This window comes from Alicycliphilus sp. T452, from assembly GCF_054512775.1.
The window spans coordinates 132,665-155,152 of the sequence record NZ_JBTNEH010000006.1 but is presented as its reverse complement, the minus strand read 5'-3'; the positions used below and the strand labels follow the sequence as shown (position 1 = coordinate 155,152).

Annotated in this window: 22 protein-coding genes; 10 read left to right on the top strand and 12 right to left on the bottom strand. The window is 70.1% G+C overall.

The window, feature by feature from the left end:
• Positions 1-11: 11 nt before the first annotated feature.
• From ACX12L_RS07635 to tsaE, 7 genes are all read right to left on the bottom strand, one after another.
• Entirely contained in the window at positions 12-1,367 is a 1,356-nt protein-coding gene (locus ACX12L_RS07635; protein WP_459262068.1) for an NCS2 family permease, read from the bottom strand.
• A 30-nt stretch (positions 1,368-1,397) separates the two neighbouring features.
• Positions 1,398-2,411 (bottom strand): LysR family transcriptional regulator, encoded by a 1,014-nt coding sequence (locus ACX12L_RS07630; RefSeq protein ID WP_459262067.1) that lies wholly within the window; start codon positions 2,409-2,411, stop codon positions 1,398-1,400.
• Entirely contained in the window at positions 2,408-4,837 is a 2,430-nt protein-coding gene (xdhB, locus tag ACX12L_RS07625) for a xanthine dehydrogenase molybdopterin binding subunit (RefSeq protein WP_459262066.1), read from the bottom strand. Before xdhB ends, ACX12L_RS07630 begins: the two co-directional genes overlap by 4 nt.
• Positions 4,838-4,846: 9 nt before the next feature.
• Entirely contained in the window at positions 4,847-6,406 is a 1,560-nt protein-coding gene (xdhA, locus tag ACX12L_RS07620; protein ID WP_459262065.1) for a xanthine dehydrogenase small subunit, read from the bottom strand.
• Between the two features lie 209 nt (positions 6,407-6,615).
• Positions 6,616-6,951, bottom strand: coding sequence for a cupin domain-containing protein (locus ACX12L_RS07615; RefSeq protein WP_459262064.1), 336 nt, complete (start codon positions 6,949-6,951; stop codon positions 6,616-6,618).
• 19 nt (positions 6,952-6,970) lie between these two features.
• Complete coding sequence (locus tag ACX12L_RS07610) at positions 6,971-8,374, bottom strand: N-acetylmuramoyl-L-alanine amidase (RefSeq protein WP_459262063.1); 1,404 nt, start codon at positions 8,372-8,374, stop codon at positions 6,971-6,973.
• Positions 8,371-8,898: a tRNA (adenosine(37)-N6)-threonylcarbamoyltransferase complex ATPase subunit type 1 TsaE gene (gene tsaE / locus ACX12L_RS07605; RefSeq protein WP_459262062.1), complete on the bottom strand. Its 528-nt coding sequence runs from the start codon at positions 8,896-8,898 to the stop codon at positions 8,371-8,373. Before tsaE ends, ACX12L_RS07610 begins: the two co-directional genes overlap by 4 nt.
• A gap of 12 nt (positions 8,899-8,910) precedes the next feature.
• Between tsaE and queG the strand changes: the two genes are divergently transcribed.
• Entirely contained in the window at positions 8,911-9,957 is a 1,047-nt protein-coding gene (queG, locus tag ACX12L_RS07600; protein ID WP_459262131.1) for a tRNA epoxyqueuosine(34) reductase QueG, read from the top strand.
• A 41-nt stretch (positions 9,958-9,998) separates the two neighbouring features.
• Here the strand turns inward: queG and ACX12L_RS07595 are convergent, their stop codons facing one another.
• Positions 9,999-10,916 (bottom strand): AEC family transporter, encoded by a 918-nt coding sequence (locus tag ACX12L_RS07595; protein WP_459262061.1) that lies wholly within the window; start codon positions 10,914-10,916, stop codon positions 9,999-10,001.
• A gap of 191 nt (positions 10,917-11,107) precedes the next feature.
• Here ACX12L_RS07595 and ACX12L_RS07590 point away from each other — a divergent pair, with 191 nt between their 5' ends.
• From ACX12L_RS07590 to ACX12L_RS07580, 3 genes are read left to right on the top strand one after another with little or no spacing between them, the layout of a single operon-like run.
• Positions 11,108-12,070 (top strand): tripartite tricarboxylate transporter substrate binding protein BugE, encoded by a 963-nt coding sequence (locus ACX12L_RS07590; RefSeq protein WP_459262060.1) that lies wholly within the window; start codon positions 11,108-11,110, stop codon positions 12,068-12,070.
• Positions 12,071-12,107: 37 nt separating this feature from the next.
• Entirely contained in the window at positions 12,108-13,007 is a 900-nt protein-coding gene (xerD, locus tag ACX12L_RS07585; protein ID WP_459262059.1) for a site-specific tyrosine recombinase XerD, read from the top strand.
• 33 nt (positions 13,008-13,040) lie between these two features.
• Positions 13,041-14,021: a Bug family tripartite tricarboxylate transporter substrate binding protein gene (locus ACX12L_RS07580; protein WP_459262058.1), complete on the top strand. Its 981-nt coding sequence runs from the start codon at positions 13,041-13,043 to the stop codon at positions 14,019-14,021.
• 16 nt (positions 14,022-14,037) lie between these two features.
• On the opposite strand, the gene ACX12L_RS07575 is transcribed toward ACX12L_RS07580, so the two are convergent.
• The 3 genes from ACX12L_RS07575 to ACX12L_RS07565 all read right to left on the bottom strand — a co-directional run bounded on the left by ACX12L_RS07575 (position 14,038) and on the right by ACX12L_RS07565 (position 17,515).
• Positions 14,038-15,324 carry an EAL and HDOD domain-containing protein gene (locus ACX12L_RS07575; protein WP_459262057.1) on the bottom strand — a complete coding sequence of 429 codons (1,287 nt, stop codon included), beginning with the start codon at positions 15,322-15,324 and terminating at the stop codon, positions 14,038-14,040.
• A gap of 34 nt (positions 15,325-15,358) precedes the next feature.
• Complete coding sequence (locus ACX12L_RS07570; RefSeq protein WP_459262056.1) at positions 15,359-16,624, bottom strand: EAL and HDOD domain-containing protein; 1,266 nt, start codon at positions 16,622-16,624, stop codon at positions 15,359-15,361.
• A gap of 84 nt (positions 16,625-16,708) precedes the next feature.
• Positions 16,709-17,515, bottom strand: a complete 807-nt coding sequence (locus tag ACX12L_RS07565; RefSeq protein WP_459262055.1) for a ferritin-like domain-containing protein — start codon at positions 17,513-17,515, stop codon at positions 16,709-16,711.
• 49 nt (positions 17,516-17,564) lie between these two features.
• Between ACX12L_RS07565 and ACX12L_RS07560 the strand changes: the two genes are divergently transcribed.
• The 6 genes from ACX12L_RS07560 to ACX12L_RS07535 all read left to right on the top strand — a co-directional run bounded on the left by ACX12L_RS07560 (position 17,565) and on the right by ACX12L_RS07535 (position 22,131).
• Positions 17,565-18,089 (top strand): gamma carbonic anhydrase family protein, encoded by a 525-nt coding sequence (locus ACX12L_RS07560; protein ID WP_459262054.1) that lies wholly within the window; start codon positions 17,565-17,567, stop codon positions 18,087-18,089.
• Positions 18,090-18,098: 9 nt separating this feature from the next.
• A complete protein-coding gene (gene hslO / locus ACX12L_RS07555; RefSeq protein ID WP_459262053.1) occupies positions 18,099-19,085 on the top strand; it encodes an Hsp33 family molecular chaperone HslO in 987 nt (328 codons plus the stop codon).
• A 64-nt stretch (positions 19,086-19,149) separates the two neighbouring features.
• On the top strand, positions 19,150-19,911 hold the full coding sequence (locus tag ACX12L_RS07550; RefSeq protein ID WP_459262052.1) for a transporter substrate-binding domain-containing protein: 762 nt from the start codon (positions 19,150-19,152) through the stop codon (positions 19,909-19,911).
• A 30-nt stretch (positions 19,912-19,941) separates the two neighbouring features.
• On the top strand, positions 19,942-20,631 hold the full coding sequence (locus tag ACX12L_RS07545; RefSeq protein ID WP_013517972.1) for an ABC transporter permease: 690 nt from the start codon (positions 19,942-19,944) through the stop codon (positions 20,629-20,631).
• The gene (locus ACX12L_RS07540; protein WP_013517973.1) at positions 20,628-21,341 is read left to right on the top strand and encodes an ABC transporter permease; all 714 of its coding nucleotides are present in this window, start codon (positions 20,628-20,630) and stop codon (positions 21,339-21,341) included. Before ACX12L_RS07545 ends, ACX12L_RS07540 begins: the two co-directional genes overlap by 4 nt.
• Before the next feature lie 10 nt (positions 21,342-21,351).
• The gene (locus ACX12L_RS07535) at positions 21,352-22,131 is read left to right on the top strand and encodes an ABC transporter ATP-binding protein (RefSeq protein ID WP_459262051.1); all 780 of its coding nucleotides are present in this window, start codon (positions 21,352-21,354) and stop codon (positions 22,129-22,131) included.
• A 69-nt stretch (positions 22,132-22,200) separates the two neighbouring features.
• Here ACX12L_RS07535 and ftsB read toward each other — a convergent pair whose 3' ends face one another.
• A complete protein-coding gene (gene ftsB, locus ACX12L_RS07530) occupies positions 22,201-22,488 on the bottom strand; it encodes a cell division protein FtsB (protein WP_459262050.1) in 288 nt (95 codons plus the stop codon).

Here is a 22,488-nt window from a genome sequence, read left to right as displayed (position 1 = left end):
CATCATGGGCTTCAGTGCCCCCCGATGTAGAAGAACTTGAACAGGAACACGCCGGCGATGATCCACACCATGGGGTGCACCTCGCGCACGCGGCCGGTGAACAGCTTCACCGCGGCGTAGGTGATGAAGCCGAAGGCCAGGCCGTTGGCGATGGAGTAGGTGAAGGGCATCATCAGCGCGGTGACCGCGGCGGGGACGATCTCGGTCGAGTCGTCCCAGTCGAGTTCGGTGAGCTCGCGCAGCATCAGGCAGGCGACGAAGAACAGCGCGGGCGCCGTGGCGTAGGCGGGAACCACGCCGGCCAGCGGGGCGATGAACAGGCAGGCCAGGAACAGCACCGAGACGGTGAGCGCCGTCATGCCGGTGCGCCCGCCGGCCTGCACGCCGGCGGCGCTCTCGACGTAGGCGGTGGTGCTCGACGTGCCCAGCAGGGCGCCGGCGAAGATCGCGCTGCTGTCGGCCAGCAGCGATTTGTTCAGGCGCTCCATGCGCCCGGGCACCAGCAGGCCGGCGCGCTTGGCCACGCCCATCAGCGTGCCGGTGGCGTCGAACAGCTCGACCAGGAAGAACACCAGCACCACGTTGAGGAAGCCCTTGGTGAGCGCGGTGTGGATGTCTAGCTGAAGGAAGGTCGGCGCGATCGAGGGCGGCGCCGAGAACAGGCCGCGGAACTGGTTGCCGCCGAAGAAGAACGAGGCGACGGTGACGCCGACGATGCCGATCAGGATGGCGCCCGGCACGCGCGCCTTGTCCAGCGCCACGATGGCGATGAAGCCGAGCACGGCGAGGACGACGGGGGCCGAGTGCAGGTCGCCCAGCGTCACCAGCGTGGCCTTGTCGCCCACGACGATGCCCGCGCTCTTGAGCGCGATCAGCGCCAGGAACAGGCCTATGCCCACGGTGATCGCGTTGCGCAGCGACTGCGGAATGCCCTTGATGATGAGCCCGCGCAGGCCGAACAGCGTGACGACCAGGAACAGGCAGCCCGAGATGAACACCGCGCCCAGCGCGGCCTGCCAGGTGAAGCCCATGTGCAGCACCACGGCGTAGGCGAAGTAGGCGTTCAGCCCCATGCCCGGGGCCATGGCGATGGGGTAGTTGGCGTACAGGCCCATGATGGCCGAGCCCAGCGCCGCGATGAGGCAGGTGGCGACGAACACCGCGTCCTTGGGCATGCCCGCGTCGCCCAGGATGGAGGGGTTGACGAAGATGATGTAGGCCATCGTCAGAAAGGTCGTCAGGCCCGCGATCAACTCCGTGCGCATCGTGGTGCCGTGCTCGCGCAGCTTGAACAGGCGCTCCGCCAGGCCCGCGGATGCGGCCTGCGGCGGCGTGGCGGGCACGCCCGAAAGGTCTTTTGCGTTCATGTGCTTGTCTCCTGGTTTGTCGTGGCGGGGTCAGTGCGGTGAGGGGGGCGCGGCCTGCTGCTGCAGGCCCGCGATGGCCTCGCGCGTGCGCTCGCGCAGCCAGCGCGCGGCGCTGGAGTGCTGGCTGCGCGCATGCCACAGCTGGTAGTACAGCAGCGGCGGCATGGCGATGGGGCAGGGCAGGATCGCCAGGGGCAGGCGGCTGGCCACGCGCTCGCAGTAGCGGCGCCCGGTGGTCAGCACCAGCCGGGTGCCGGCGACCATGTCCGGGATCAGGCTGAAGTAGGCGCTGCGCACGGCGATGTGGCGCTGCAGCCCCAGGCCGTCGAGCATCTGGTCGATGATGCCGCGCGCGCCCGGGTGCGTGGGCATGGGCGCGATGTGCTCGGCCGCGAGCCAGCCGGCCTCGTCCCAGCCCCGGCGCACGGCGGGGTGGTGGCGGCTCACGAGCGACACCACCTCGTCGCTGAACAGGCGCGCCATGTGCAGGTCGTCGGGCGGCTGCAGCCAGTTGCCGATGACGAGATCGATCTCGCCCAGGGCGAGCTGCGCGCGGTAGTCGCCCTCGCGGGTGAGCGCATGGATCTCGACCTTGGCCAGCGGCGCCTGGCGCTGGATGTCGGCCACCAGGCGCGGCAGGAACAGCGGGTCGAGGTAGTCGCTGGCCGCGATGCGGAAGGTCTGGCAGCTGGTGCGCGCGTCGAAGCTGCGCGCCTCGGTGAACAGCATCTCGGCCGCGCGCAGCACGTTGGCCGCGGGTTCGAGCATGCGCTGCCCGGCCTCGGTGGGCACCATGTGCGCGCCGTTCCTGACCAGCAGCGGATCGCCCGCGAGCTCGCGCAGGCGCTTGAGCGCGGTGGACACCGCCGGCTGGTGCATCCCCAGGCGCAGCGCAGCGCGCGAGACGCTGCGCTCGGTCAGCACCTGGTGCAGCACGCGGATCAGGTGCAGATCGATGCGGTCGAACAGGTTGCGTTCGGACGGCGCCCCTGCCGGCGCGTTCGCGCCGGCAGGGGCGTGGGGCGGCGACGCGTGCGGCTTCATGGCGCCTGCACTGCCGTGATGGCGCGCAAGATGGCCTCGCTGGTGGCGGGGGCCTGCAGCGGCGGCGCCGCGCGGTGCCCGCCCGCGGCGGCCACGGCGTCGCGGATCGCGAAGAACACCGAGAACGGCAGCAGCAGCGGCGGCTCGCCCACGGCCTTGCTGCGGTGGATGGAGTCCTCGGCGTTTTCGCCCTCGAACAGCTGCACGTTGAATTCCGGCGGGCAGTCGTTGGCGGTGGGGATCTTGTAGGTGCTCGGGGCGTGCGTCAGCAGCAGGCCGCTCGTGGGGTGCCAGACCAGCTCCTCCATGGTCAGCCAGCCCATGCCCTGGATGAACGCGCCCTCCACCTGGCCGATGTCCACCGCCGGGTTGAGCGAGCGGCCCGCGTCGTGCAGCACGTCGGCGCGCAGCAGCTTCCACTCGCCCGTCAGCGTGTCCACCACCACCTCGGAGCAGGCGGCGCCGTAGGCGAAGTAGTAGAACGGGTTGCCCTGCATGCGGTCCTTGTCCCACGACAGTCCCGGGGTGGCGTAGAAGCCGTCGGACCACAGCTGCACGCGGTCGAGGTAGGCCTCGCCCACCAGGGCGTCGAAGGAAAGCTGCTGGCCGCCCACCCACACCTGGTCGTTGGCGAAGCGCACGTCCTCGCTGCTCCCGCCGTGGCGCGCGGCGGCGCAGGCGGCCAGGCGCTCGCGGATCTGGCGCGCGGCGTCCTGCGCGGCCTTGCCGTTCAGGTCCGAGCCCGTGGACGCGGCGGTGGCCGAGGTATTGGCCACCTTGCTGGTGTCCGTGGCCGTGACGCGCACGCGCTCGAAGGCCACGCCCAGTTCGTGCGCCACGACCTGCGCCACCTTGGTGTTCAGGCCCTGGCCCATCTCGGTGCCGCCATGGTTCACGAGGATGGAGCCGTCGGTGTAGACGTGCACCAGCGCCCCGGCCTGGTTGAAGTGCTTGACGTTGAAGCTGATGCCGAACTTCACCGGCGTGAGCGCCAGCCCGCGCTTGAGCACGGGGCTCGTGGCGTTGAACGCGGCCACGGCGGCGCGGCGCGCCTGGTAGCCGCTGCGCTCCTCCAGCTGGTCGACCAGTTCGTGGATCACGTTGTCGCGCACCGTCTGCAGGTAGGGCGTGACGTTGCGCTCGCCGCGCCCGTAGAAGTTGGCACGGCGCACGGCCAGCGGGTCGTGCCCGAGCGCGCGCGCGATGCCGTCGAGGATGTACTCGATGGCGATCGCCCCCTGCGGCCCGCCGAAGCCGCGGAACGCCGTGTTGCTCTGCGTGTTGGTCTTGCCGCAGAAGCCGTGCATGGCCACCTCGGGCAGCCAGTAGGCGTTGTCGAAGTGGCACAGCGCGCGCGTCATCACCGGGGCCGACAGGTCGGCCGAATGGCCCGCGCGCGACACCATGGTGACGGCGGCGCCCAGGATGCGGCCCGCGTCGTCGTGGCCCACGTCGTACTCGTACCAGAAGCAGTGGCGCCGGCCGGTGATGAGGAAGTCGTCGTCGCGGTCCACGCGCAGCTTCACGGGGCGCGCCAAGTGCCGCGCCGCCACGCTGGCCATGCAGGCGAACAGGGCCGACTGCGATTCCTTGCCGCCGAAGCCGCCGCCCATGCGCCGGCATTCGATCTGCACGGCGTGCGCGTGCACGCCCAGCGCGTGCGCCACCAGGTGCTGCATCTCGCTGGGGTGCTGGGTGGAGCAGTAGACGTGGACGGCGTTGCCCTCCTTCGGGATGGCGTAGCTGATCTGGCCCTCCAGGTAGAACTGCTCCTGCCCGCCCACGTCCAGGCTGCCCTGCAGGCGGTGCGGCGCGGCGGCGATGCGCGCGCGTATGCCCGCCTCGTCCAGGCCGCTGCTGCTGCGCACCAGGTGCATGGGCGGCACCACGTACTGGCCGCGCGCGTGCGCTTCGCGGGGCGTGAGCACGGGCGGGGCCGCCTCCACGCGCAGCACCTTCTTGGCCAGGACGGCGGCGCGGCGCGCCTGCTCGCGCGTCTGTGCCACCACGGCGAACACCGGCTGGCCCAGGTAGCGGATCTCGCCGTCGCACAGGATGGGGTCGTCATGCACGATGGAGCCCCAGTCGTTGGCGCCGGGGATGTCCTCGGCCGTGAACACACGCACCACGCCGGGCATGGCGCGCACGGTGTCCAGGTCCATGCCCAGCAGCCGGCCCGCGGCGACCGGCGCCAGGCCCAGGGCGCAGTGCAGCGTGCCCGCGAGCTCGGGGATGTCGTCGGTGTAGGTGGCGCCGCCCGAGACGTGCAGCACGGCCGATTCGTGCGCCTGGCTGATGCCCACGCGTGCCCCCGCCTGGTGCGCGCGGGCCTCGGTGCCGGGGTCCAGGCGCAGCCGCTGGTTGTCCTGGTAGGGGGCGAAGGCGGCGGGGCGATTCAGCACGTGGCCGGGGACGGGTTTGTTCATGATGACTCCTTACACGCCGTGCGGCATCACGCTGAACACGCTGGTGCTGCCGGCGTCCAGCGGCGCCACGGGGCGCGTCTCCAGCCACAGGCGCAGCAGCAGGTTCTGCGCCACCTGCAGGCGGTAGGCGCTGCTGGCGCGCATGTCGCTCAAAGGCTGGAAGTCCTGCGCCAGCGCCTGCTGCGCGGCGCGCACGCTGTCCTCGGTCCAGGGCCGGCCCAGCAGCGCGGCCTCGGCGCGGGCCGCGCGGCGCACCGTCGCCGCCATGCCGCCGTAGGCCAGGCGCACGCTGGCGACGGTCTCGCCGTCCAGCGCTATGGCCATGCCCGCGCACAGCGCCGAGATGTCGCAGTCGAAGCGCTTGCTGACCTTGTAGCCGCGCACCTGGCGTGCAAAGGCCGTGAGCGGCACGACGATGGCCTGCACGAACTCGCCCTCCTGCAGCGCGTTCTTCATGTAGTCCAGGTAGAAGCCGGGCAGCGGCAGGCGGCGCACGGCGTCGCCGCGGCGCAGCTCCACGCTGGCGTCCAGCGCCATCAGGATGGGGGGCGAATCGCCAATCGGCGAGCCGTTGGCCACGTTGCCGCCCATGGTGCCGGCGTGGCGTATGGGTGGGGAGGCGAAGCGCAGCCAGACGTCGGTCAGCGCCGGGGCGCGCGCGGCGAGCGCGGCCCAGGCCTGCTCCAGCGTGGCGCCCGCGCCTATCCAGAGCGCGCCGTCGCGCTCCTCCACGGCGCGCAGCTCCCGCACGCCGCCCAGGTAGATCAGGTCGCCCACGTCGCGAAACTGCTTGTTCACCCACAGGCCGATGTCGGTGGAGCCCGCCAGCAGCCGCGCCTGGGGCTGCTCCAGGCGCAGGCGCGCCAGGTCCTCCAGCGTGCGCGGGGCGTGGAAGTGGTCGGCGCGCTCGCTGGCCGTGTGGTGGGCGGCGCCGTAGGCCAGGGCGGGCTCCTGCGCCAGGGCTTGCAGCGCCCTGGCCACGGCGGCGCGGTCGAACGCGGCCGCGGGCAGGTCGAACATGCGCTGGCCCGCGTCCAGTATGGGCCGGTAGCCGGTGCAGCGGCACAGGTTGCCCGACAGGTCATCGGCCAGCTGCTGGCGCGTGGGCGTGGTGCCGGCCTGCTGGTGCCGTTCGTAGCTGTTCCATAGCGACATGGCAAAGCCGGGCGTGCAAAACCCGCATTGCGAGCCGTGGCACTCCACCAGCGCCTGCTGCACCGGGTGCAGGGGCTGCGCGCCGCCGCTGCAGGATGGGCCGGCCGGGGCCATGCCCTGCAGGTCTTCGACGGTGAACAGCGCCTTGCCGTCCAGCGTGGGCAGGAACTGGATACAGGCGTTGACGCTGCAGAGTTGCAGCGCGCCTGCGGCGTCCAGCTCGCCCAGCACCACGGTGCAGGCGCCGCAGTCGCCCTCGTTGCAGCCTTCCTTGGTGCCGGTGCAGCGCGCGCCTTCGCGCAGCCAGTCCAGCACCGAGCGCGTCGTGTGCTCGCCTTCTATGGTGACGATGCTGCCGCGGTGATAAAAGCGTATCGGGCGCGTGCCGGCGGAGGGTGGGGCGGTATATGTCATGGCTGCGGTCCAGGCAAGGCAATCGGGCGCTTCGTGCCGGAGCGCTGCCGTTGCCGCTATGGTGCACGCAGGCGGGGGGCTCGAGCATTCCGGCCCCTCAATGTTCGATATGCAATAGGTCTTATAAGACCTGGGTTAACCCGGGTGGAGCGTTTCGCATGCGCGCGGTGGTCTCCGCGAGAAGGGTTTTCCGCGGAGGGATGCCGTGCCTACGCAGCCGGCAGCAGGCAGATGGTGAGCAGCATGGAGCAGTCTTGCACGGCATGCAGCGCATGGGTCTGGCCCGCTGCCACGTACATCAGGTCGCCGGCCTGCATGCGCTGGGTGTTGCCATGCACGGTGAGGTCCAGCACGCCCTCCAGGCATTGCAGGGTGATCTCGCCCTGCACCCGGTGCTCGCGCATGGTGTGGCCGCTTGGCAGCACCAGGCGCACCACCTCCAGCTGCGTGGCCTTGAATACGGCGGTGGAGACGGCTGCGGTCAGCCGTTCGCCCGGCGGCTGCAGTCGCACGACCTGTCCTGACGCGGCATGGGGTAGGGCCATGATGCGGTCTCCCGTGTTTCTAAACCGTGCGGCTGCGCGCCAGCGGCGGGTTCTTGGCGAAGTAGCGGACGATGCCGCGCATCAGCGCGTCGGCCAGCTGCTCCTGGTAGGCGGCGGTGCGCAGCTTCGCCTCCTCCTCGGGGTTGCTGATGAAGGCGGTTTCCACCAGCACGCTGGGGATGTCCGGCGCCTTGAGCACCGCGAAGCCCGCCTGCTCCACGCGCGGCTTGTGCAGCCGGGCCATGCCGCCGATCTCGCCCAGCAGCACGCTGCCCAGCTTCAGGCTGTCGTTGATCTGCGCCGTGGTGCTCATGTCCAGCAGCGCGCGCTGCACATGCCGGTCCTGGCTGCCCACGTTCACGCCGCCGATCAGGTCGGCCTCGTTCTCCTTGTTGGCCAGCCAGCGCGCGGCGGAGCTCGATGCCCCGCCCTGGCTCAGCGCGAACACGCTGGCGCCGCGTGCCGCCGGGGTGGTGAAGGCATCGGCATGGATGGATACGAACAGGTCGGCCTGCACGCGCCGCGCCTTCTCCACGCGCGTGCCCAGCGGCACGAAGTAGTCGCCGTCGCGCGTGAGAAAGGCGCGCATGGGGTTGCCGCCCACCTGGGTGGCGTTGATGCGGTCGCGCAGCTGGTGCGCCACCTTGAGCACCACGTCCTTCTCGCGCGTGCCGCCGGGGCCCGTGGCACCCGGGTCCTCGCCGCCATGGCCGGGGTCCAGGGCGATGATGATGAGGCGGTCGGTGGCGCGCGCCATGGCGGGTGCCGCGCCGCGCGTGCGGGGCTGTGCGGCCGGTGCCGGGGCGGGCGCATTCCCCGGCGTGCCCGGCTTGAGGCTGTGCTGTGCAATCAGATCGCCCAGCGGATCCAGCGGATCCGGGACGGGTGCCTTGGCGATGTCCGGCGCGGCCGGCGGCGGTGCGGCGGGGGCGCCGGCGTCGCGCAGGCGCTCGGCGATCAGGGCCTCCAGCGGGTCGGGCGGGGCGGCAGGGTAGAGGTCGAACACCAGCCGGTGCTGGTAGGCGGCGACGGGCTGCAGCGTGAACACCTGGGGGCGCGCGGCCTGCTTGAGGTCCACCACCAGGCGCACCACGCCGGGCGCGTTCTGGCCTACGCGGATGCCGGCGATGTTGGGGTCGTCGGGCCGTACCTTGGCCACCAGTTCGCGCAGCGAGGGGTCGAGGTCCAGTCCCTCGATGTCCACAGCCAGGCGCGGCGGCGTGGGCACGAAGAACTGCTTGGCGACGAGCTGGCGGTCGGACTCGATGGTCACGCGCGAATACTCGGGCGCGGGCCACACGCGCACGGCCACGATGGTGGCGCCGCGCGCTATCTGCTGCCGGCCCAGCAGCAGTACCAGGCTGCCCGCCTGCAGCAGCGTGCGGCGGGTGTGGTGCGGGTGGGGAGGGAGCGCATCGCTCATGGGGTGTCGAGTCCTTGCAGTATGGCGCTGCCCAGGGGCGTGTGCGCCTGCAGTGTCACATGCCGGGTCAGATCATCCTCTGCTTCAATGTAAATAGCAATATCCGCTGGCGGCGCAAGGGAGCCTGCATTGTCCGGCCATTCGGCCAGCTTCAGGCCCGGGCTGGCGAAGATGTCGCGGAAACCGGCGTCCTCCCACTCGCGCGGGTCATGGAAGCGGTAGAAGTCGAAATGCCAGATGGCCAGCCCCGGCGCCTGGTGCGGCTCCACCACGGCATAGGTCGGGCTCTTGATGCGCCCGGCCACGCCCAGGGCGCGCAGCAGGTGGCGCACCAGGGTGGTCTTGCCCGCGCCCAGGTCGCCATGCAGGGCGATGAAGGCGTTGCCGATGCCGGGCTGCGCGGCCAGCTGCGCGGCAAAGCGGGCCGTGTCGTCCTCGCCGTGCCAATGCCGTTGCAGGCGCGGCCCGGCCCCGGGCGCGTGAGGGGTTTCTACAATTTGGCGGTGATGGTCAGCAGCAGTCAACTCGTTCCTCGCATACAGGGCTGGGCGCGCGAACTGGGATTTTCCCAAATCGGCGTCGCCGGCGTGGACTTGTCCGCCGCCGAACCTGGATTGATGCAATGGCTGGCCGAAGGTTTCCATGGCGAGATGCACTACATGGCCGCGCATGGCCTCAGGCGCGCGCGCCCGGCCGAACTGGTGCCCGGCACGGTGAGCGTGGTCACGGCGCGCATGGACTACCTGCCGCGCGATACGCCGGACGGCTGGCAGGCCGTGGAGTTCGCGCGCCTGCGGCGCCCGCAGGAGGCCATCGTCTCCGTCTACGCCCGTGGGCGCGATTACCACAAGGTGCTGCGCGCGCGCCTGCAAAAGCTCAGTGACCGCATCGCCGAGGCCGTGGGGCCGTTCGGCCACCGCGTGTTCACCGACTCGGCCCCGGTGCTGGAGGCCGAGCTCGCGCGCCGCAGCGGCCAGGGCTGGCGCGGCAAGCACACGCTGGTGCTGTCGCGCGAGGCGGGCTCGATGTTCTTCCTGGGCGAGATCTACCTGGACATGGCGCTGGCGCCCACCGACCCCGTCACCGCCCACTGCGGCAGCTGCCAGGCATGCATGGACGTGTGCCCCACGCAGGCCATCGTGGCCCCGCACCGCGTGGATGCGCGCCGCTGCATCTCCTACCTGACGATCGAGCATGCGGGGCCCATTCCGCTGGAGCTGCGGGCACTGATGGGCAACCGTATCTACGGCTGCGACGACTGCCAGCTGATCTGCCCCTGGAACAAGTTCGCCCAGGCCAGCAGCCTGCCGGACTTCGACGCGCGCGCGCCCCTGGTCGGGCAGCAGCTGGCGCGGCTCTTTGCCTGGGACGAGGAAACCTTTCTGCGCATGACCGAGGGCGGGCCGATCCGCCGCATAGGCCACGAGCGCTGGCTGCGCAACATCGCCGTGGCGCTGGGCAATGCGCTGCGCGCCACCGGCGACGCGCAGCTGCGCGCCGCGCTGCTCACCCGCGCCGACGACCCCAGCGCCCTGGTGCGCGAGCATGTGGCCTGGGCCATTGCGCAGGAAAAACGGCCGTAGCGCCCGTGGATAGGGTGTTGGAAGCTATTTAAATAATAGCGTCAAAGCAGCAGACCGAGCGCAAACGGCAGGCTCAGCGCGCCCAGGGCGGTGGACAGCGTGACCAGCCCCGCGACGTAGGCGCCGTTGTAGCCCATGCGCGCCGTGAGCACGTAGCAGCTGGAGGCCGTGGAGACGGCGCAGAACACCATCAGCGCCGTGGCCTGCGTGGCGTCCAGCCCCAGCAGCCGCACCAGCGCCCAGGCGATCAGCGGCAGAGCGAGGTGGCGTATGGACAGCACCGAAGCCGACAGCAGCTTGCCGCGCGCGAGCAGCCCGAACTGCATGCCCGCGCCGGCCGCCATCAGCCCCAGCGCCAGCGATGCGGCGCCTATGCGGCTCACGGCCGGCTCCAGCCAGGCGGGTATGCGCAAACCCAGCAGGTTCGCCGCCAGCCCCAGGACCGTGGCGATGATCAGCGGGTTGCGCAGCAGCTCGCCCACGAAGCCGCGCCGGCCGCCGCGCGCCATGGGCCACACGGCGGCCACGTTCACCAGCGGCACGCACACGCCTATGAGCACGGCCACCATCAGCAGGCCCTGCGCGCCCGCCAGACGGTCGGCCAGCGCCAGCACCAGGTAGGAGTTGAAGCGGAACGACACCTGGGCCGCGGCCGCGTGGTCGCGCCGGTCGATGCGCCGGCCCAGCCAGGGCAGGTGCGGCAGGCTGTAGGCCAGGGCCACGCCGCACAGGATGGTGCCCACGCCGGCGGCGACCAGGCCCGTGGCCTCGCCCACGTCGATCGGGCTTTTCACGATGGACTGGAACAGCAGCACCGGGAACAGCAGGTAGTACACCAGGCTTTCCACGGGCTGCCAGACCGTGCGGTTCAGGGGCGTGTAGCGGCACACCAGGTAGCCGCACAGGATCAGGGAAAAGTCGGGAAGGAGCAACTGCGCGTAATTCACGGCGCGCAGCATACCGTGACGGGGCGTGCCGCCCAGGAGATGCTGTGCCCCGCAGCCATGGGCCGTCCGGACGGTAAAACGCGGGAAATCACTGGCAGATCAGGGGGCCGGGAGGGCTCATTTCGGCGCCCGGGTGCCTTAGGATCGCCGCCTACCCCTTTCTGGCATTTTTACCCAACACGATTGGAATGAGGAGATCCCACATGCAACGACGCAATTGCCTGGCCCTGGTTCTGGCGGCAACGGCCGGCACGGCCTTCGCGCAGGCCTACCCCAACAAGCCCGTCAAGCTGCTGGTGCCGTTCGCGGCCGGCGGCACGACGGACATCATTGCGCGCGTCATCGCCGATCCGCTGTCGCGCGCGCTGGGGCAGTCGGTGGTGGTCGAGAACCGCGGCGGCGGCGGCGGCATCATCGGCGCGCAGGAAACCGCGCGCGCCGTGCCCGATGGCTACAACCTGGGCATCGCCACCGTGTCCACCACGGCCGCCAACCCGGCCATCAACACCAAGGTGCCGTACAACCCGCTGACGGACTTCACCCCCATCATCAACATCGCGGCCACGCCCAACATCATCGCGGTGCACCCGAGCTTCCCGGCCAAGGACTACAAGTCCTTCCTGGCGGAGCTCCAGAAGAACCCGGGCAAGTACTCGTACGCCTCGTCGGGCACGGGCGGCATCGGCCACCTGCTGATGGAGCTCTACAAGAGCCTCACCAACACCTTCGTCACGCACATCCCCTACCGCGGCGCGGGCCCGGCCCTCAACGACACGGTGGCAGGACAGGTGCCCATCATCTTCGACAACCTGCCCTCGGCGCTGCCGTTCATCAAGAGCGGCAAGCTCGTGCCCATCGTGGTGTCCGCGCCGCAGCGCGTGGCGGCCCTGCCCAACGTGCCCACCTTCAAGGAAGTGGGCCTGGAGCCCGTCAACCGCATGGCCTACTACGGCATCCTGGGCCCCAAGGGCCTGCCCAAGGACGTGGTGGACAAGATCAGCGCCGGCACCAGGAAGGCCCTGGAAGACCCCGCCGTGCGCAAGCGCATCGAGGACACCGACTCCATCATCGTCGCCAACACGCCCGAGCAGTTCGCCGAGCAGATCAAGGCCGAGTTCAAGGTTTACAAGGAAGTGGTGCAGAAGCAGAAGCTCACGCTGGAATAAGCGCCGCCCTGCCGCCCACGGGCGGCTTTTCTTGCACATGCTGCCCGAAAGCCGGAACGCCATCGACTTGTTTCTCGACGCCCTGTGGCTCGAGGACGGCCTGTCGCGCAACACCCTGGCCGCCTACCGGCGCGACCTGACGCTGTACGCGCGGTGGCTGGACGAGCAGGCGCCGCCGCTGGCCCTGGACGCCACGGCCGAGCACCACCTGCAGGGCTACTTCGCCGCGCGCCATGCCCAGACGCGGGCCACCTCCGCCAACCGGCGCCTGACGGTGCTGCGCCGCTACTTCCACTGGGCGCTGCGCGAGCGGCGCATCGCGCAGGACCCCACGGTGCGCCTGCTGGCCGCGCGCCAGCCGCTGCGCGTGCCCAAGACGCTGACGCAGGCGCAGGTGGAGGCGCTGCTGCACGCGCCCGACGACTCCACCCCGCTGGGCCTGCGCGACCGCACCATGCTCGAGCTGATGTACGCGAGCGGCCTGCGCGTCTCCGAGCTGGTCACGCTCAAGACCTTCCACCTGGGGCTGGCCGAGGGCGTGCTGCGCATCATGGGCAAGGGCGGCAAGGAGCGGCTCGTGCCCTTCGGCGAGGAGGCGCGGCGCTGGCTGGAGCGCTACCTGGCCGAGGGGCGCGGCGCCATCCTGGCGGGCCGGCAGACCGACGACCTGTTCGTCACCCAGCGCGGCAGCGCCATGTCGCGCGTCATGTTCTGGGTCATCGTCAAGAAATGCGCGCAGCTCGCGGGCATCACCGCGCCGCTGTCGCCGCACACGCTGCGCCATGCGTTCGCCACGCACCTGCTCAACCACGGGGCGGACCTGCGCGTGGTGCAGCTGCTGCTGGGGCATGCCGACATCTCCACCACCACCATCTATACCCACGTGGCGCGCGAGCGGCTCAAGCAGCTGCATGCGCAGCACCACCCGCGCGGTTAGCATCGCGGCTTTCCCCGACGACGCTCCCTTTCCATGCCCGTATTTTCCAGACGCCTCGCACTCCTTTGCGCCGCCGCATGCGCCGCATCCCCCTGGCCGGCCCTTGCGCAGGCCGACTGGCCCGCCCGGCCCATCCGCATCATCGTCGCCTATCCCGCGGGCGGCGTCAGCGACGTGGTGGCGCGTGCGCTGGGCGAGAAGCTGGCGCAGCGCCTGGGCACGCCCGTGGTGGTGGAGAACAAGGCCGGCGCCGGCGGCACCATCGGCATGGACGCGGTGGCCAAGGCCGCGCCCGACGGCTACACGCTGGGCTTCTCCGCCATCAGCCCGCTGGTGCTCAACCCGCACCTGGGCAAGTCGCCGTTCGATCCCGAGCGCGACATCGCGCCCGTGGCCAGCGTGATGTATTCGCCCGTGCTGCTGCTGGGCACGCAGGCCCTGCCGGCGCGTGATTTCCAGGGCCTGCTGGCCGGCGCCAGGGCGCACCCGGGGCAGGTGCGCTGGGCCACCTCGGGCCTGGCGTCGCTGGGGCACATCATGCTCGAACACATCATGCAGGGCGCGGGCGTGCAGATCACGCATGTGCCCTACAAGGGAGGCGGCCAGCAGCTGAGCGACGCCCTGAGCGGGCAGTTCGAGGTGCTGTCCACCAACGCCGGGCCGGCCGTGATGCAGCACATCCAGGCGGGCAAGCTGCATCCGCTGGCCGTGGGGGCGCCCAGGCGCCTGGAGTCGCTGCCCGACGTGCCCACGCTGCAGGAGTTCAAGCTGCCCGCGGCCAACCTGAACTCGGTGTTCGGCATCTTCGCGCCGGCCGGAACGCCCGCCCCCATCCTGGAGCGGCTGAATGCCGAGATCAACCGCGCCCTGGCGCAGCCGGACGTCAAGGCGCGCCTGGAGGCCTCGGACAACGTGCCCACGGGCGGGACGGCGGCGCAGTTCAGGCGGCAGATCGCCGCCGAGTCCGAGGGCAACGCGCGCATCATCCGCGCGGCCGGCATCCGGCTCAATTAACGAAGAAAGAAGGCGGCTACGCCTCCGCGGTCATGCTGTCGGCCCAGGCCAGGGCCTGCAGGTGGGCCCAGTTGACCTGGCGGTTGGACAGGTGCAGCGCCTCGGCCGTGCGCGCGAAGGCCTCGTCGTCGCCGCTCTCGCAGGCGCGCGTGAGTTCCAGGAAGGGGGCGAACACGCCCTGGTTGCGCAGCAGCGCGTCGAGCACCGGCTCGGGCAGGGCCACGCTCTCGAGCGCGCGGTCCATCGGTATGCCCAGCATGGTGTCGAGCAGCGAGAACACGCCCACCACGAAGGCGTTGTCGCATTCCTCGGGCGGCAGCAGCTCGGCCGCGAGCAGTTCCATGAGGCGCCCGCGCACCACGGCGGTCTGGCCCACGGCGGGCGGCGCGCCGTCCTTGCGCGAGGTGGTCAGCAGCAGCGCCGCCCAGCGGAACATCTTTTTCAGCCCCAGGATCATCACCGCGTGGCGGAACGACGTGACCTCGCACGACAGGCCGAACCCCGAGGAGTTGATGAAGCGCAGCAGGTTGAAGGACAGGGTGGGGTCCTTCTTGAGCAGGTCCTCGATCTCGGCCGTGCCGGCCTGCTGGCGCACCAGGTTGATGAGCTGGATGATGGTGGCCTGCGAAGGGCGTATGGTCTGCGCCTTGACCAGCGCCGGGCGGGCGAACCAGTAGCCCTGGAACAGCTTCACGCCCAGGGCGGCCATGCGCTCGTGCTGCTCGGCCGTCTCCACCTTCTCGGCGACCAGGGTGGCCTGGGTGTTGGCGCGCGCGAACTTCACCAGCGGCTCGGCCAGCTCGGGCTTGAAGGCCTGCATGTCCAGCTTGATGAACGAGGCCAGCGGAAGCCAGCTGGTATAGGCGCGCCGCAGCACGCTCTGGTTGAAGGCCAGCCGGAAGCCGCGCGTGCGCAGCGACTGCAGCATGGCCAGCATCTGCTCGATCTGCTCGGGCGTGGCGTCCGCGGCCAGCGTGGGCACTTCCAGCACCACCTTCTCGGGGTGGATCAGTTCCAGGTGGCCTCCGGCCAGGCTCTCATGCGTGCAGTTGACGAAGACGATCGTCCTGCCGATCAGCGCCTCGGAACCGGCGTAGGACAGGGCGTTGAACAGCAGCGCCGCATCGCTGGCCGCGGTGTGGGAGTTGGCGGCGGTATTGCGGTCGAACAGCTCGTAGCCGTAGACGGCGCGCTGTTCGTCCAGGATGGCCTGGCGCGCGATGACTACGAGGTTGCCTGCGTCCTCTGCATCGCCCTGCGGCTCGGTGGGCGGCGACGTGTCGAAATCTGCGGTGCTGGACATGGGTGGGTTGTGCGTGAGTATCTGCAGAAAAGGTTCAGACCTGTGCCATCTGGTCGGCCCAGGCCAGGGCCTGCAGGTGGGCCCAGTTGATCTGCTGGCTGGACAGGTGCAGCGATTGTGCCGCCTGGTCGAAGCGGCTGTCGTCGCTGGATTCACAGGCTTCGGCCAGGGTGAGCAGCTGGCCGTACACGTTGTCGCGCCTGAGCAACGCCGCGGCCAGCTCGTCGGGCAGGTGAAGCAGGCCCAGGGCGGGTTCGAGCGGCATGCCCAGCATCTGGTCGAGCATGGAGAAGATGCCGGTCACGAAGGCCTGGTCCGCCTGTTCGGGCGACATGAATTCCCGGGCCAGCAGCTCCATGAGGCGGCCGCGCACCACGGCGGTCTGGCCCACGGCGGGGGGCGTGCCGCCGCTGCGCGCGACCGTGAGCAGCAGCGCGGCCCAGCGGAACAGCTTCTTGAGGCCCAGCAGCAGCACCGCCTGGCGAAAGGAGGTGATCTCGCGCGTCAGGCCCAGGCCGGCGGAATTGATCAGGCGCATCAGGTTGAAGGCCAGGCCCGCGTCCTTCTTGAGCACTTCCTCGATCTCGGAGGTGGTGGCCTGGCTGCGCACCAGGTTGAGCAGCTGCACGATGCTGGCCTGCGAGGGGCTGAGCAGCCTGGCCTCGACCAGCGTGGGGCGCGAGAACAGGTAGCCCTGGAACAGCCGCACGCCCAGCGAGTGCACCATGTCGTACTGCTGCGCGGTCTCGATCTTCTCGGCGATCAGCCGGGCCTGCGAGTGGCGTCCGGCGTAGTTGACGAGCACGGCCAGCTGGTCGGGCGCGAGCACCGCCATGTCCAGCTTGATGTAGTCCGCCAGCGGCAGCCACGGGGCATAGGCCGACTCCAGCACCTGGTGGCCGAAGGCCAGGTGAAAGCCCCGTGCGCGCAGTTCGGCCAGGATGGGCAGGCGGGCCTGTACCTCCTGCGCCGCCACATGGCCCAGCGGGGGGATTTCCAGCACCACCTTGTCGGGGTTGATGAGCTCCAGATGGCCGCCGGCCAGGCTCTCGTGGGTGCAGTTGACGAAGATCAGCATGCGGCCCACGAGTTCCTCGGAGCCGGCATGCGAGAGCGCCGTGAAGACCAGCAGCACGTCGCTGGCGGCCGTGTGCTCGGCCTGCGCGCGAGAGCGGTTGAACAGCTCGTAGCCGACGACCGCCTGCTCGCCGTTCACGATGGCCTGGCGCGCGATCATGGCGCTGCCGCCCGGCGCGGGGGCGGCCGGGGATGCATGGGGAGCGGAAGGCATGGGCGGCATGGCTGGGTTGGGGCGATACAAGGGGGGCGGGGCGCCGCAGCGCCGTTCATTGTAGGCAAGAAGCCCCGGGCGGCCGCGGCGTCTTCAGCCGTGCTGCAGCCACAGCAGCTCGGCCTCGCTGAAGCCGGCGGCGCGGCGCGCGGCCGCGTTGATCGGGGGCTTGGGGCGCGGCGCCTCGTGGCGCTCGGCCAGCAGGGCGTAGTGCGCCACCGGGTCCAGCCCCTGGCGCGCGCACAGCCAGGCGTACCAGTGGTTGCCTATGGCCACGTGGCCCACCTCCTCGGCGAGGATGATGTCCAGGATCCCCACGGCGGCCAGCGCGTCGGGCGTGCCCACGCTGCGCAGCTTGTGCTGGATCAGGGGCGTGGCGTCCAGCCCGCGCGCCTCCAGCGTGCGCGGCACCAGGGCCATGCGCGCCACGACGTCGTGCGCCGTCTTCTCGCACATGGTCCACAGGCCCTGGTGCGCGGGGAAGTCGCCGTAGTCGTGGCCCAGGTGCTCGCGCAGGTGGTCCCGCAGCAGGCGGAAGTGCCGGGCCTCCTCGGCGGCCACGCGCAGCCAGTCCAGGTAGAACCGGCCGGGCATGGCGGGAAAGCGCCAGATGGCGTCCAGCGCCAGGTTGATGGCGTTGAACTCGATGTGCGCGATGGCGTGGATCAGCGCCGCGCGCCCCTGCGGCGTGGCGGGCGAGCGGCGCGCCACCGCCTGGTGCTGCCGCAGCTCGGGCCGCGCCGGCCGGCCGGGCAGGGCGTGCGCGTCCGGGGGCAGCACGGGTGCGTGGGTTGCTATCGAAAAAGAAGCTGCTCGCGCTTGCATTTCAAGCGTTGCAGCCGATTTTTCTTCAGGATCCGCAAGGCACAAGACCTGCAGGGCGCGTTGGCGAAGCTCCATCTTTACAATTGTAGGTTTCCCTAGATGAACAGAATGGAGACACTGGGCCATGGCGATCTATGAACTCGAAGGCGTTGCGCCGCAGGTGGCGGCCTCGGCCTGGGTGGCCGGCAGCGCCGAGGTGATGGGCAACGTGGTGCTCGCCGAGGATGCGAGCGTGTGGTTCGGCACGGTGGTGCGCGGCGACTGCGAGAGCATCCACATCGGCGCGGGCTCCAACGTGCAGGACGCGAGCGTGCTGCATGCCGACGTCGGCCAGCCGCTGGTCGTCGGCGAGCGCGTCACGGTGGGCCACCAGGTCATGCTGCATGGCTGCACCATAGGCGACGAGTCGCTGATCGGCATCGGGGCCGTGGTGCTCAACGGCGCCAGGATCGGCAAGAACTGCCTGGTGGGCGCCGGATCGCTGGTCACCGAGGGCAAGGAGTTTCCCGACGGCTCCATGATTCTGGGCAGCCCCGCCAGGGTCGTGCGCCAGCTCTCGCCCGAGCAGATCGAGGGGCTGCGCCGGAGCGCGCAGCACTATATGGAGAACGCGCGCCGCTTCAAGGCGGGCCTGCGCAAGCTGGATTAGTACGACCGGATGTCTGAACTGCACAAATTCCTGTTCGATGGCCTGCCCGTGCGCGGGATGATCGTGCGCCTGACCGGCGCCTGGACGGAGCTGCTCGCCCGCCGCGCCGGCAACACCGAGACGGGCGCCTACCCCGCGCCCGTGAGCGAGCTGCTGGGCGAGATGGCCGCCGCCGCCGTGCTGATGCAGTCCAACATCAAGTTCAACGGCGCGCTGGTGCTGCAGATCTTCGGCGACGGGCCGGTCAAGCTGGCCGTGGCCGAGGTGCGCTCCGACCTGAGCCTGCGCGCCACGGCGTCGGTGTCGGGCGAGCTGCCCGCCCATGCCGGCCTGGCCGACCTGGTGAACGCCGGCGGCGGCGGGCGCTGCGCCATCACGCTCGACCCGCAGGACCGCCTGCCGGGCCAGCAGCCCTACCAGGGCGTGGTGCCGCTGCACGGCGACCGCAAGGAGAAGCTGCAGCGCCTGTCCGACGTGCTGCAGCACTACATGCTGCAGTCCGAGCAGCTGGACACCACGCTGGTGCTGGCCGCCAACGACGAGGTGGCCGCGGGCCTGCTGATCCAGCGCATGCCCGCCAAGGGCGAGGGCAACCTGGCGGGTGCCGCGGGGCGGGGCGACGAGGAGCAGATCGGCCTGAACGAGGACTACAACCGCATCGCCACGCTGGCCGCCAGCCTCACGCGCGACGAGCTCCTGAGCCTGGACGTGGAGACCATACTGCGCCGCCTGTTCTGGGAGGAAAGGCTGTTGCGCTTCGTGCCCCAGCGCGGCGAGAGCGGGCCGCGCTTCGCGTGCTCGTGCAGCCGCGAGCGCGTGGGCAACATGCTGCGCGGGCTGGGCATCGACGAGGTGCAGAGCATCCTGGACGAGCGCGGCGCCATCGACGTGGGCTGCGAATACTGCGGCCAGCAATACCATTTCGACGCGGTGGACGCGGCCCAGCTGTTCACGGCGCCGGGCCAGCAGCCGCCGGTGTCGTCCAGCGTGCAATAGGCGGTGCGTCGCCCGGCGCGGCGACAATAGCGCCTTTCGCGCCTGATTTCCAAGGAATATCGCCATGCAAAAGAAAATCGCCGCCCTGGCCCTCGCGGGCCTGGCGGGTGCGGCCTGTGCGGCCGACCTGCGGGTGGGGCTGAACCCTGCCTACGAACCCTTCGAGTCCAAGACCGCCTCGGGCGAGATCGTCGGCTTCGACGTGGACATCGCCAACGCGCTGTGCGAGCAGATCAAGCGCAAGTGCGTGTTCGTCGAGTCCGAGTGGGACAGCATCATCCCCGGCCTGCAGGCCAAGAAGTTCGACGTGGTCATCAGCTCCATGTCGATCACGCCCGAGCGCGCGCGCGTGGTGGACTTCACCAACCGCTACTACAAGACGCCCAGCGCCATCGTGGTGAAGAAGAGCGTCAAGTACGAGGGGCCGGCCTCGCTCAAGGGCATGAAGATCGGCGTGCTCAAGAGCAGCACGCAGGAGAAATGGGCGCTGGGCGAGCTCAAGCCCGCAGGCGTCGCGGTCGTGCCCTACCAGTCGCAGAACCAGGTCTACCTGGACATCCAGGCCGGGCGCCTCGATGGCACGGTGGCCGACAAGGTCGAGGTCAACGGCGGCTTCCTGCGCAAGCCCGAGGGCAAGGACTACGGCTACGTGGGCCCCGACCAGTACGACGCGAAGTACTACGGCGAAGGCATAGGCATCGCGCTGCGCAAGGGCCAGGGCGACCTGAAGAAGCAGCTCAACGAGGCGATCGACACCATCCGCGCCAACGGCACCTATGCCAGGATCGCCAGGAAGTACTTCGACTTCGACCCCTACGGCAAGTGAGCCGCGGGCCCTCCCGGCGCGTGTGTCTGAATGCGTGACTACTACCTGGCCATCCTGAATGGCTCGCTGCTCACCGTGGGCGTGTCCCTGGCATCGCTGGCGGTGGCCACGCTGCTGGGCCTGGCGGGGGCGGCGGCCAAGCTCTCGGGCCGGCGCCCGCTGGTGTGGCTGGCGCAGCTCTACACCACGGTGGTGCGCGGCATCCCCGAGCTGCTCATGATGCTGCTCGTCTTCTACGGCGGCGCCATCGGCCTCAACAGCCTGGCGGAGCTCTGGGGCAACCAGGAGGGCGTGGACCTCGATCCCTTCGTCGCCGGCGTGCTGACCATAGGCTTCATCTACGGCGCCTACATGACCGAGACCTTCCGCGGCGCCATCCTGGCCATTCCCCGCGGCCAGATGGAGGCCGCCTGGGCCTTCGGCATGGGGCGCCTGCGCACCTTCGTGCGCATCACCCTGCCGCAGATGGTGCGCTACGCGCTGCCGAGCTTCACCAACAACTGGCTGGTGCTCATCAAGGCCACGGCCCTGGTCAGCCTGATCGGGCTGCACGACATGACCTACCTGGCCAAGCAGTCGAGCGCCGCCGCGCGCGAGCCCTTCGCCTTCTTCCTGTTCACCGCGGCCATCTACCTGGCCTATACCTCGCTGTCGCTGTGGGCGCTGCGCGCCGTCAGCCGCCGCTACAGCCTGGGCACCGACAGGGTGCAGCTGCTATGAACTGGCTGGTGATCTTCGAGCCGGACACGCTGGCGCTCTATGGCGAGGGCCTGCTCGTCACCCTGCAGCTCACGCTCTACAGCCTGGGGCTGGGCGCCGTGCTGGCCCTTGCCTGCGCGCTGGCGCTGGTCGGCAGCAATGCCTGGCTGCGCTGGCCGGCCCAGGCCTTCACCTACTTCATGCGCGGCACGCCGCTGCTGATCCAGGTGTATCTGATCTACTACGGCGTGGCCCAGCTCGAATGGGTGCAGGCGCGCTGGGACGACGTCTGGCCCTGGACGAACTTCAAGGAGCCGTTCTTCTGCGCGCTGCTGTCGTTCAGCCTGAACACGGCGGCCTACACGGCCGAGACGCTGGCGGGCAGCATCCGCGAGACATCCAAGGGCGAGGTCGAGGCCGCGCGCGCCATGGGCATGGGCCCGTGGATGCTGATGCGCCGCATCGTGCTGCCCAGCGCCATCCGCCGCATGCTGCCGGCCTACGGCAACGAGGTGGTGATGATGCTGCACAGCTCCAGCCTCGCCAGCACCGTGCCGGCGCTGACCGACCTCACGGGCGCGGCCAGCCGCGTCTACGCCGACTTCTACCTGCCGTTCGAGGCCTACCTGTTCGCGGCGGCCATCTACCTGTGCATCACCCTGTGCCTGATCGGCGCCACCAGGCTCGTGGAGCGGCGCTTCCTGGGCTACCTGGCGCCGCGCAAAGCATGACCCTTCCTTCATGAACCGCAACACCCCCGTCAAACTCCAGGCCCTGGACATCCACAAGCGCTACGGCGCCAACGAGGTGCTCAAGGGCGTGTCGCTCACGGCGCACGCGGGCGACGTGATCAGCATCATCGGCAGTTCGGGCTCGGGCAAGAGCACGCTGCTGCGCTGCATCAACCTGCTGGAGCGCCCGCAGCAGGGCCGCATCCTGGTGGCGGGCGAGGAGCTGCGGCTGCGCCCGGCGCAGGACGGCGCGCTGGAGGCGGCCGACCAGAAACAGCTGCAGCGCCTGCGTACGCGCCTGGCCATGGTGTTCCAGCACTTCAACCTGTGGGCGCACATGACGGTGCTCGCCAACATCACCGAAGTGCCGGTGCACGTGCTGGGCCTGTCGCGGGGCGAGGCCGTGGAGCGCGCGCGCAAGTACCTGCGCCTGGTGGGCCTGGAGGGGCGCGAGGACGCCTACCCCAACCACATGAGCGGCGGCCAGCAGCAGCGCGTGGCGATCGCCCGCGCGCTCGCCGTGGAGCCCGAGGTGATGCTGTTCGACGAACCCACCAGTGCGCTCGACCCCGAGCTCGTGGGCGAGGTGCTGCGCGTGATGCAGGTGCTGGCGCAGGAAGGGCGCACCATGCTCGTCGTCACGCACGAAATGGGCTTCGCGCGCGAGGTGTCCAACCACGTGATCTTCCTGCACCAGGGGCTGGTGGAGGAGCAGGGCGACCCGCGCGAGGTCATGGCCAACCCGCGCAGCGAACGGCTGGCGCGCTTCCTGTCGGGCAACCTGAAATAGGTTGCTGCGAAAAAAAGAGCTGCCAGCGCTTGATGGGCAAGCGCTGGCAGCTCTTTTGGCTTGGGAAGTTCAGCGCTGTGCGGGGCGCACCACCTGGACGTAGATCTCGCCCTGCTTGACCATGCCCAGCTCGCCGCGCGCCTTTTCCTCCACCATTTCCAGGCCGCCCTTGAGGTCGTTCACCTCGGCGGCCAGGCGCTCGTTGACCAGGCGGGCCCGGGCGTTGGCCGCCTGCTGCGCGGCGATCTGCTGGCGCAGCTCCTGCACGTTGCCGACGCTGCCGCGCCCCGTCCACAGCTGCGCGTGGATGGCCACGAGCAGCAGCAGCAGCACGAAGGGAACGATGCGCGTGGCCAT

Bases quoted from the DNA above. Each gene is read 5' to 3' on its own strand.
- ACX12L_RS07635 (WP_459262068.1), bottom strand. From the start codon at position 1,367: ATGAACGCAAAAGACCTTTCGGGCGTGCCCGCCACGCCGCCGCAGGCC.
- ACX12L_RS07630 (WP_459262067.1), bottom strand. From the start codon at position 2,411: ATGAAGCCGCACGCGTCGCCGCCCCACGCCCCTGCCGGCGCGAACGCG.
- xdhB (WP_459262066.1), bottom strand. From the start codon at position 4,837: ATGAACAAACCCGTCCCCGGCCACGTGCTGAATCGCCCCGCCGCCTTC.
- xdhA (WP_459262065.1), bottom strand. From the start codon at position 6,406: ATGACATATACCGCCCCACCCTCCGCCGGCACGCGCCCGATACGCTTT.
- ACX12L_RS07615 (WP_459262064.1), bottom strand. From the start codon at position 6,951: ATGGCCCTACCCCATGCCGCGTCAGGACAGGTCGTGCGACTGCAGCCG.
- ACX12L_RS07610 (WP_459262063.1), bottom strand. From the start codon at position 8,374: ATGAGCGATGCGCTCCCTCCCCACCCGCACCACACCCGCCGCACGCTG.
- ACX12L_RS07595 (WP_459262061.1), bottom strand. From the start codon at position 10,916: ATGCTGCGCGCCGTGAATTACGCGCAGTTGCTCCTTCCCGACTTTTCC.
- ACX12L_RS07590 (WP_459262060.1), top strand. From the start codon at position 11,108: ATGCAACGACGCAATTGCCTGGCCCTGGTTCTGGCGGCAACGGCCGGC.
- xerD (WP_459262059.1), top strand. From the start codon at position 12,108: ATGCTGCCCGAAAGCCGGAACGCCATCGACTTGTTTCTCGACGCCCTG.
- ACX12L_RS07580 (WP_459262058.1), top strand. From the start codon at position 13,041: ATGCCCGTATTTTCCAGACGCCTCGCACTCCTTTGCGCCGCCGCATGC.
- ACX12L_RS07575 (WP_459262057.1), bottom strand. From the start codon at position 15,324: ATGTCCAGCACCGCAGATTTCGACACGTCGCCGCCCACCGAGCCGCAG.
- ACX12L_RS07570 (WP_459262056.1), bottom strand. From the start codon at position 16,624: ATGCCGCCCATGCCTTCCGCTCCCCATGCATCCCCGGCCGCCCCCGCG.
- ACX12L_RS07565 (WP_459262055.1), bottom strand. From the start codon at position 17,515: ATGGAGCTTCGCCAACGCGCCCTGCAGGTCTTGTGCCTTGCGGATCCT.
- ACX12L_RS07560 (WP_459262054.1), top strand. From the start codon at position 17,565: ATGGCGATCTATGAACTCGAAGGCGTTGCGCCGCAGGTGGCGGCCTCG.
- hslO (WP_459262053.1), top strand. From the start codon at position 18,099: ATGTCTGAACTGCACAAATTCCTGTTCGATGGCCTGCCCGTGCGCGGG.
- ACX12L_RS07550 (WP_459262052.1), top strand. From the start codon at position 19,150: ATGCAAAAGAAAATCGCCGCCCTGGCCCTCGCGGGCCTGGCGGGTGCG.
- ACX12L_RS07545 (WP_013517972.1), top strand. From the start codon at position 19,942: ATGCGTGACTACTACCTGGCCATCCTGAATGGCTCGCTGCTCACCGTG.
- ACX12L_RS07540 (WP_013517973.1), top strand. From the start codon at position 20,628: ATGAACTGGCTGGTGATCTTCGAGCCGGACACGCTGGCGCTCTATGGC.
- ACX12L_RS07535 (WP_459262051.1), top strand. From the start codon at position 21,352: ATGAACCGCAACACCCCCGTCAAACTCCAGGCCCTGGACATCCACAAG.
- ftsB (WP_459262050.1), bottom strand. From the start codon at position 22,488: ATGGCCACGCGCATCGTTCCCTTCGTGCTGCTGCTGCTGCTCGTGGCC.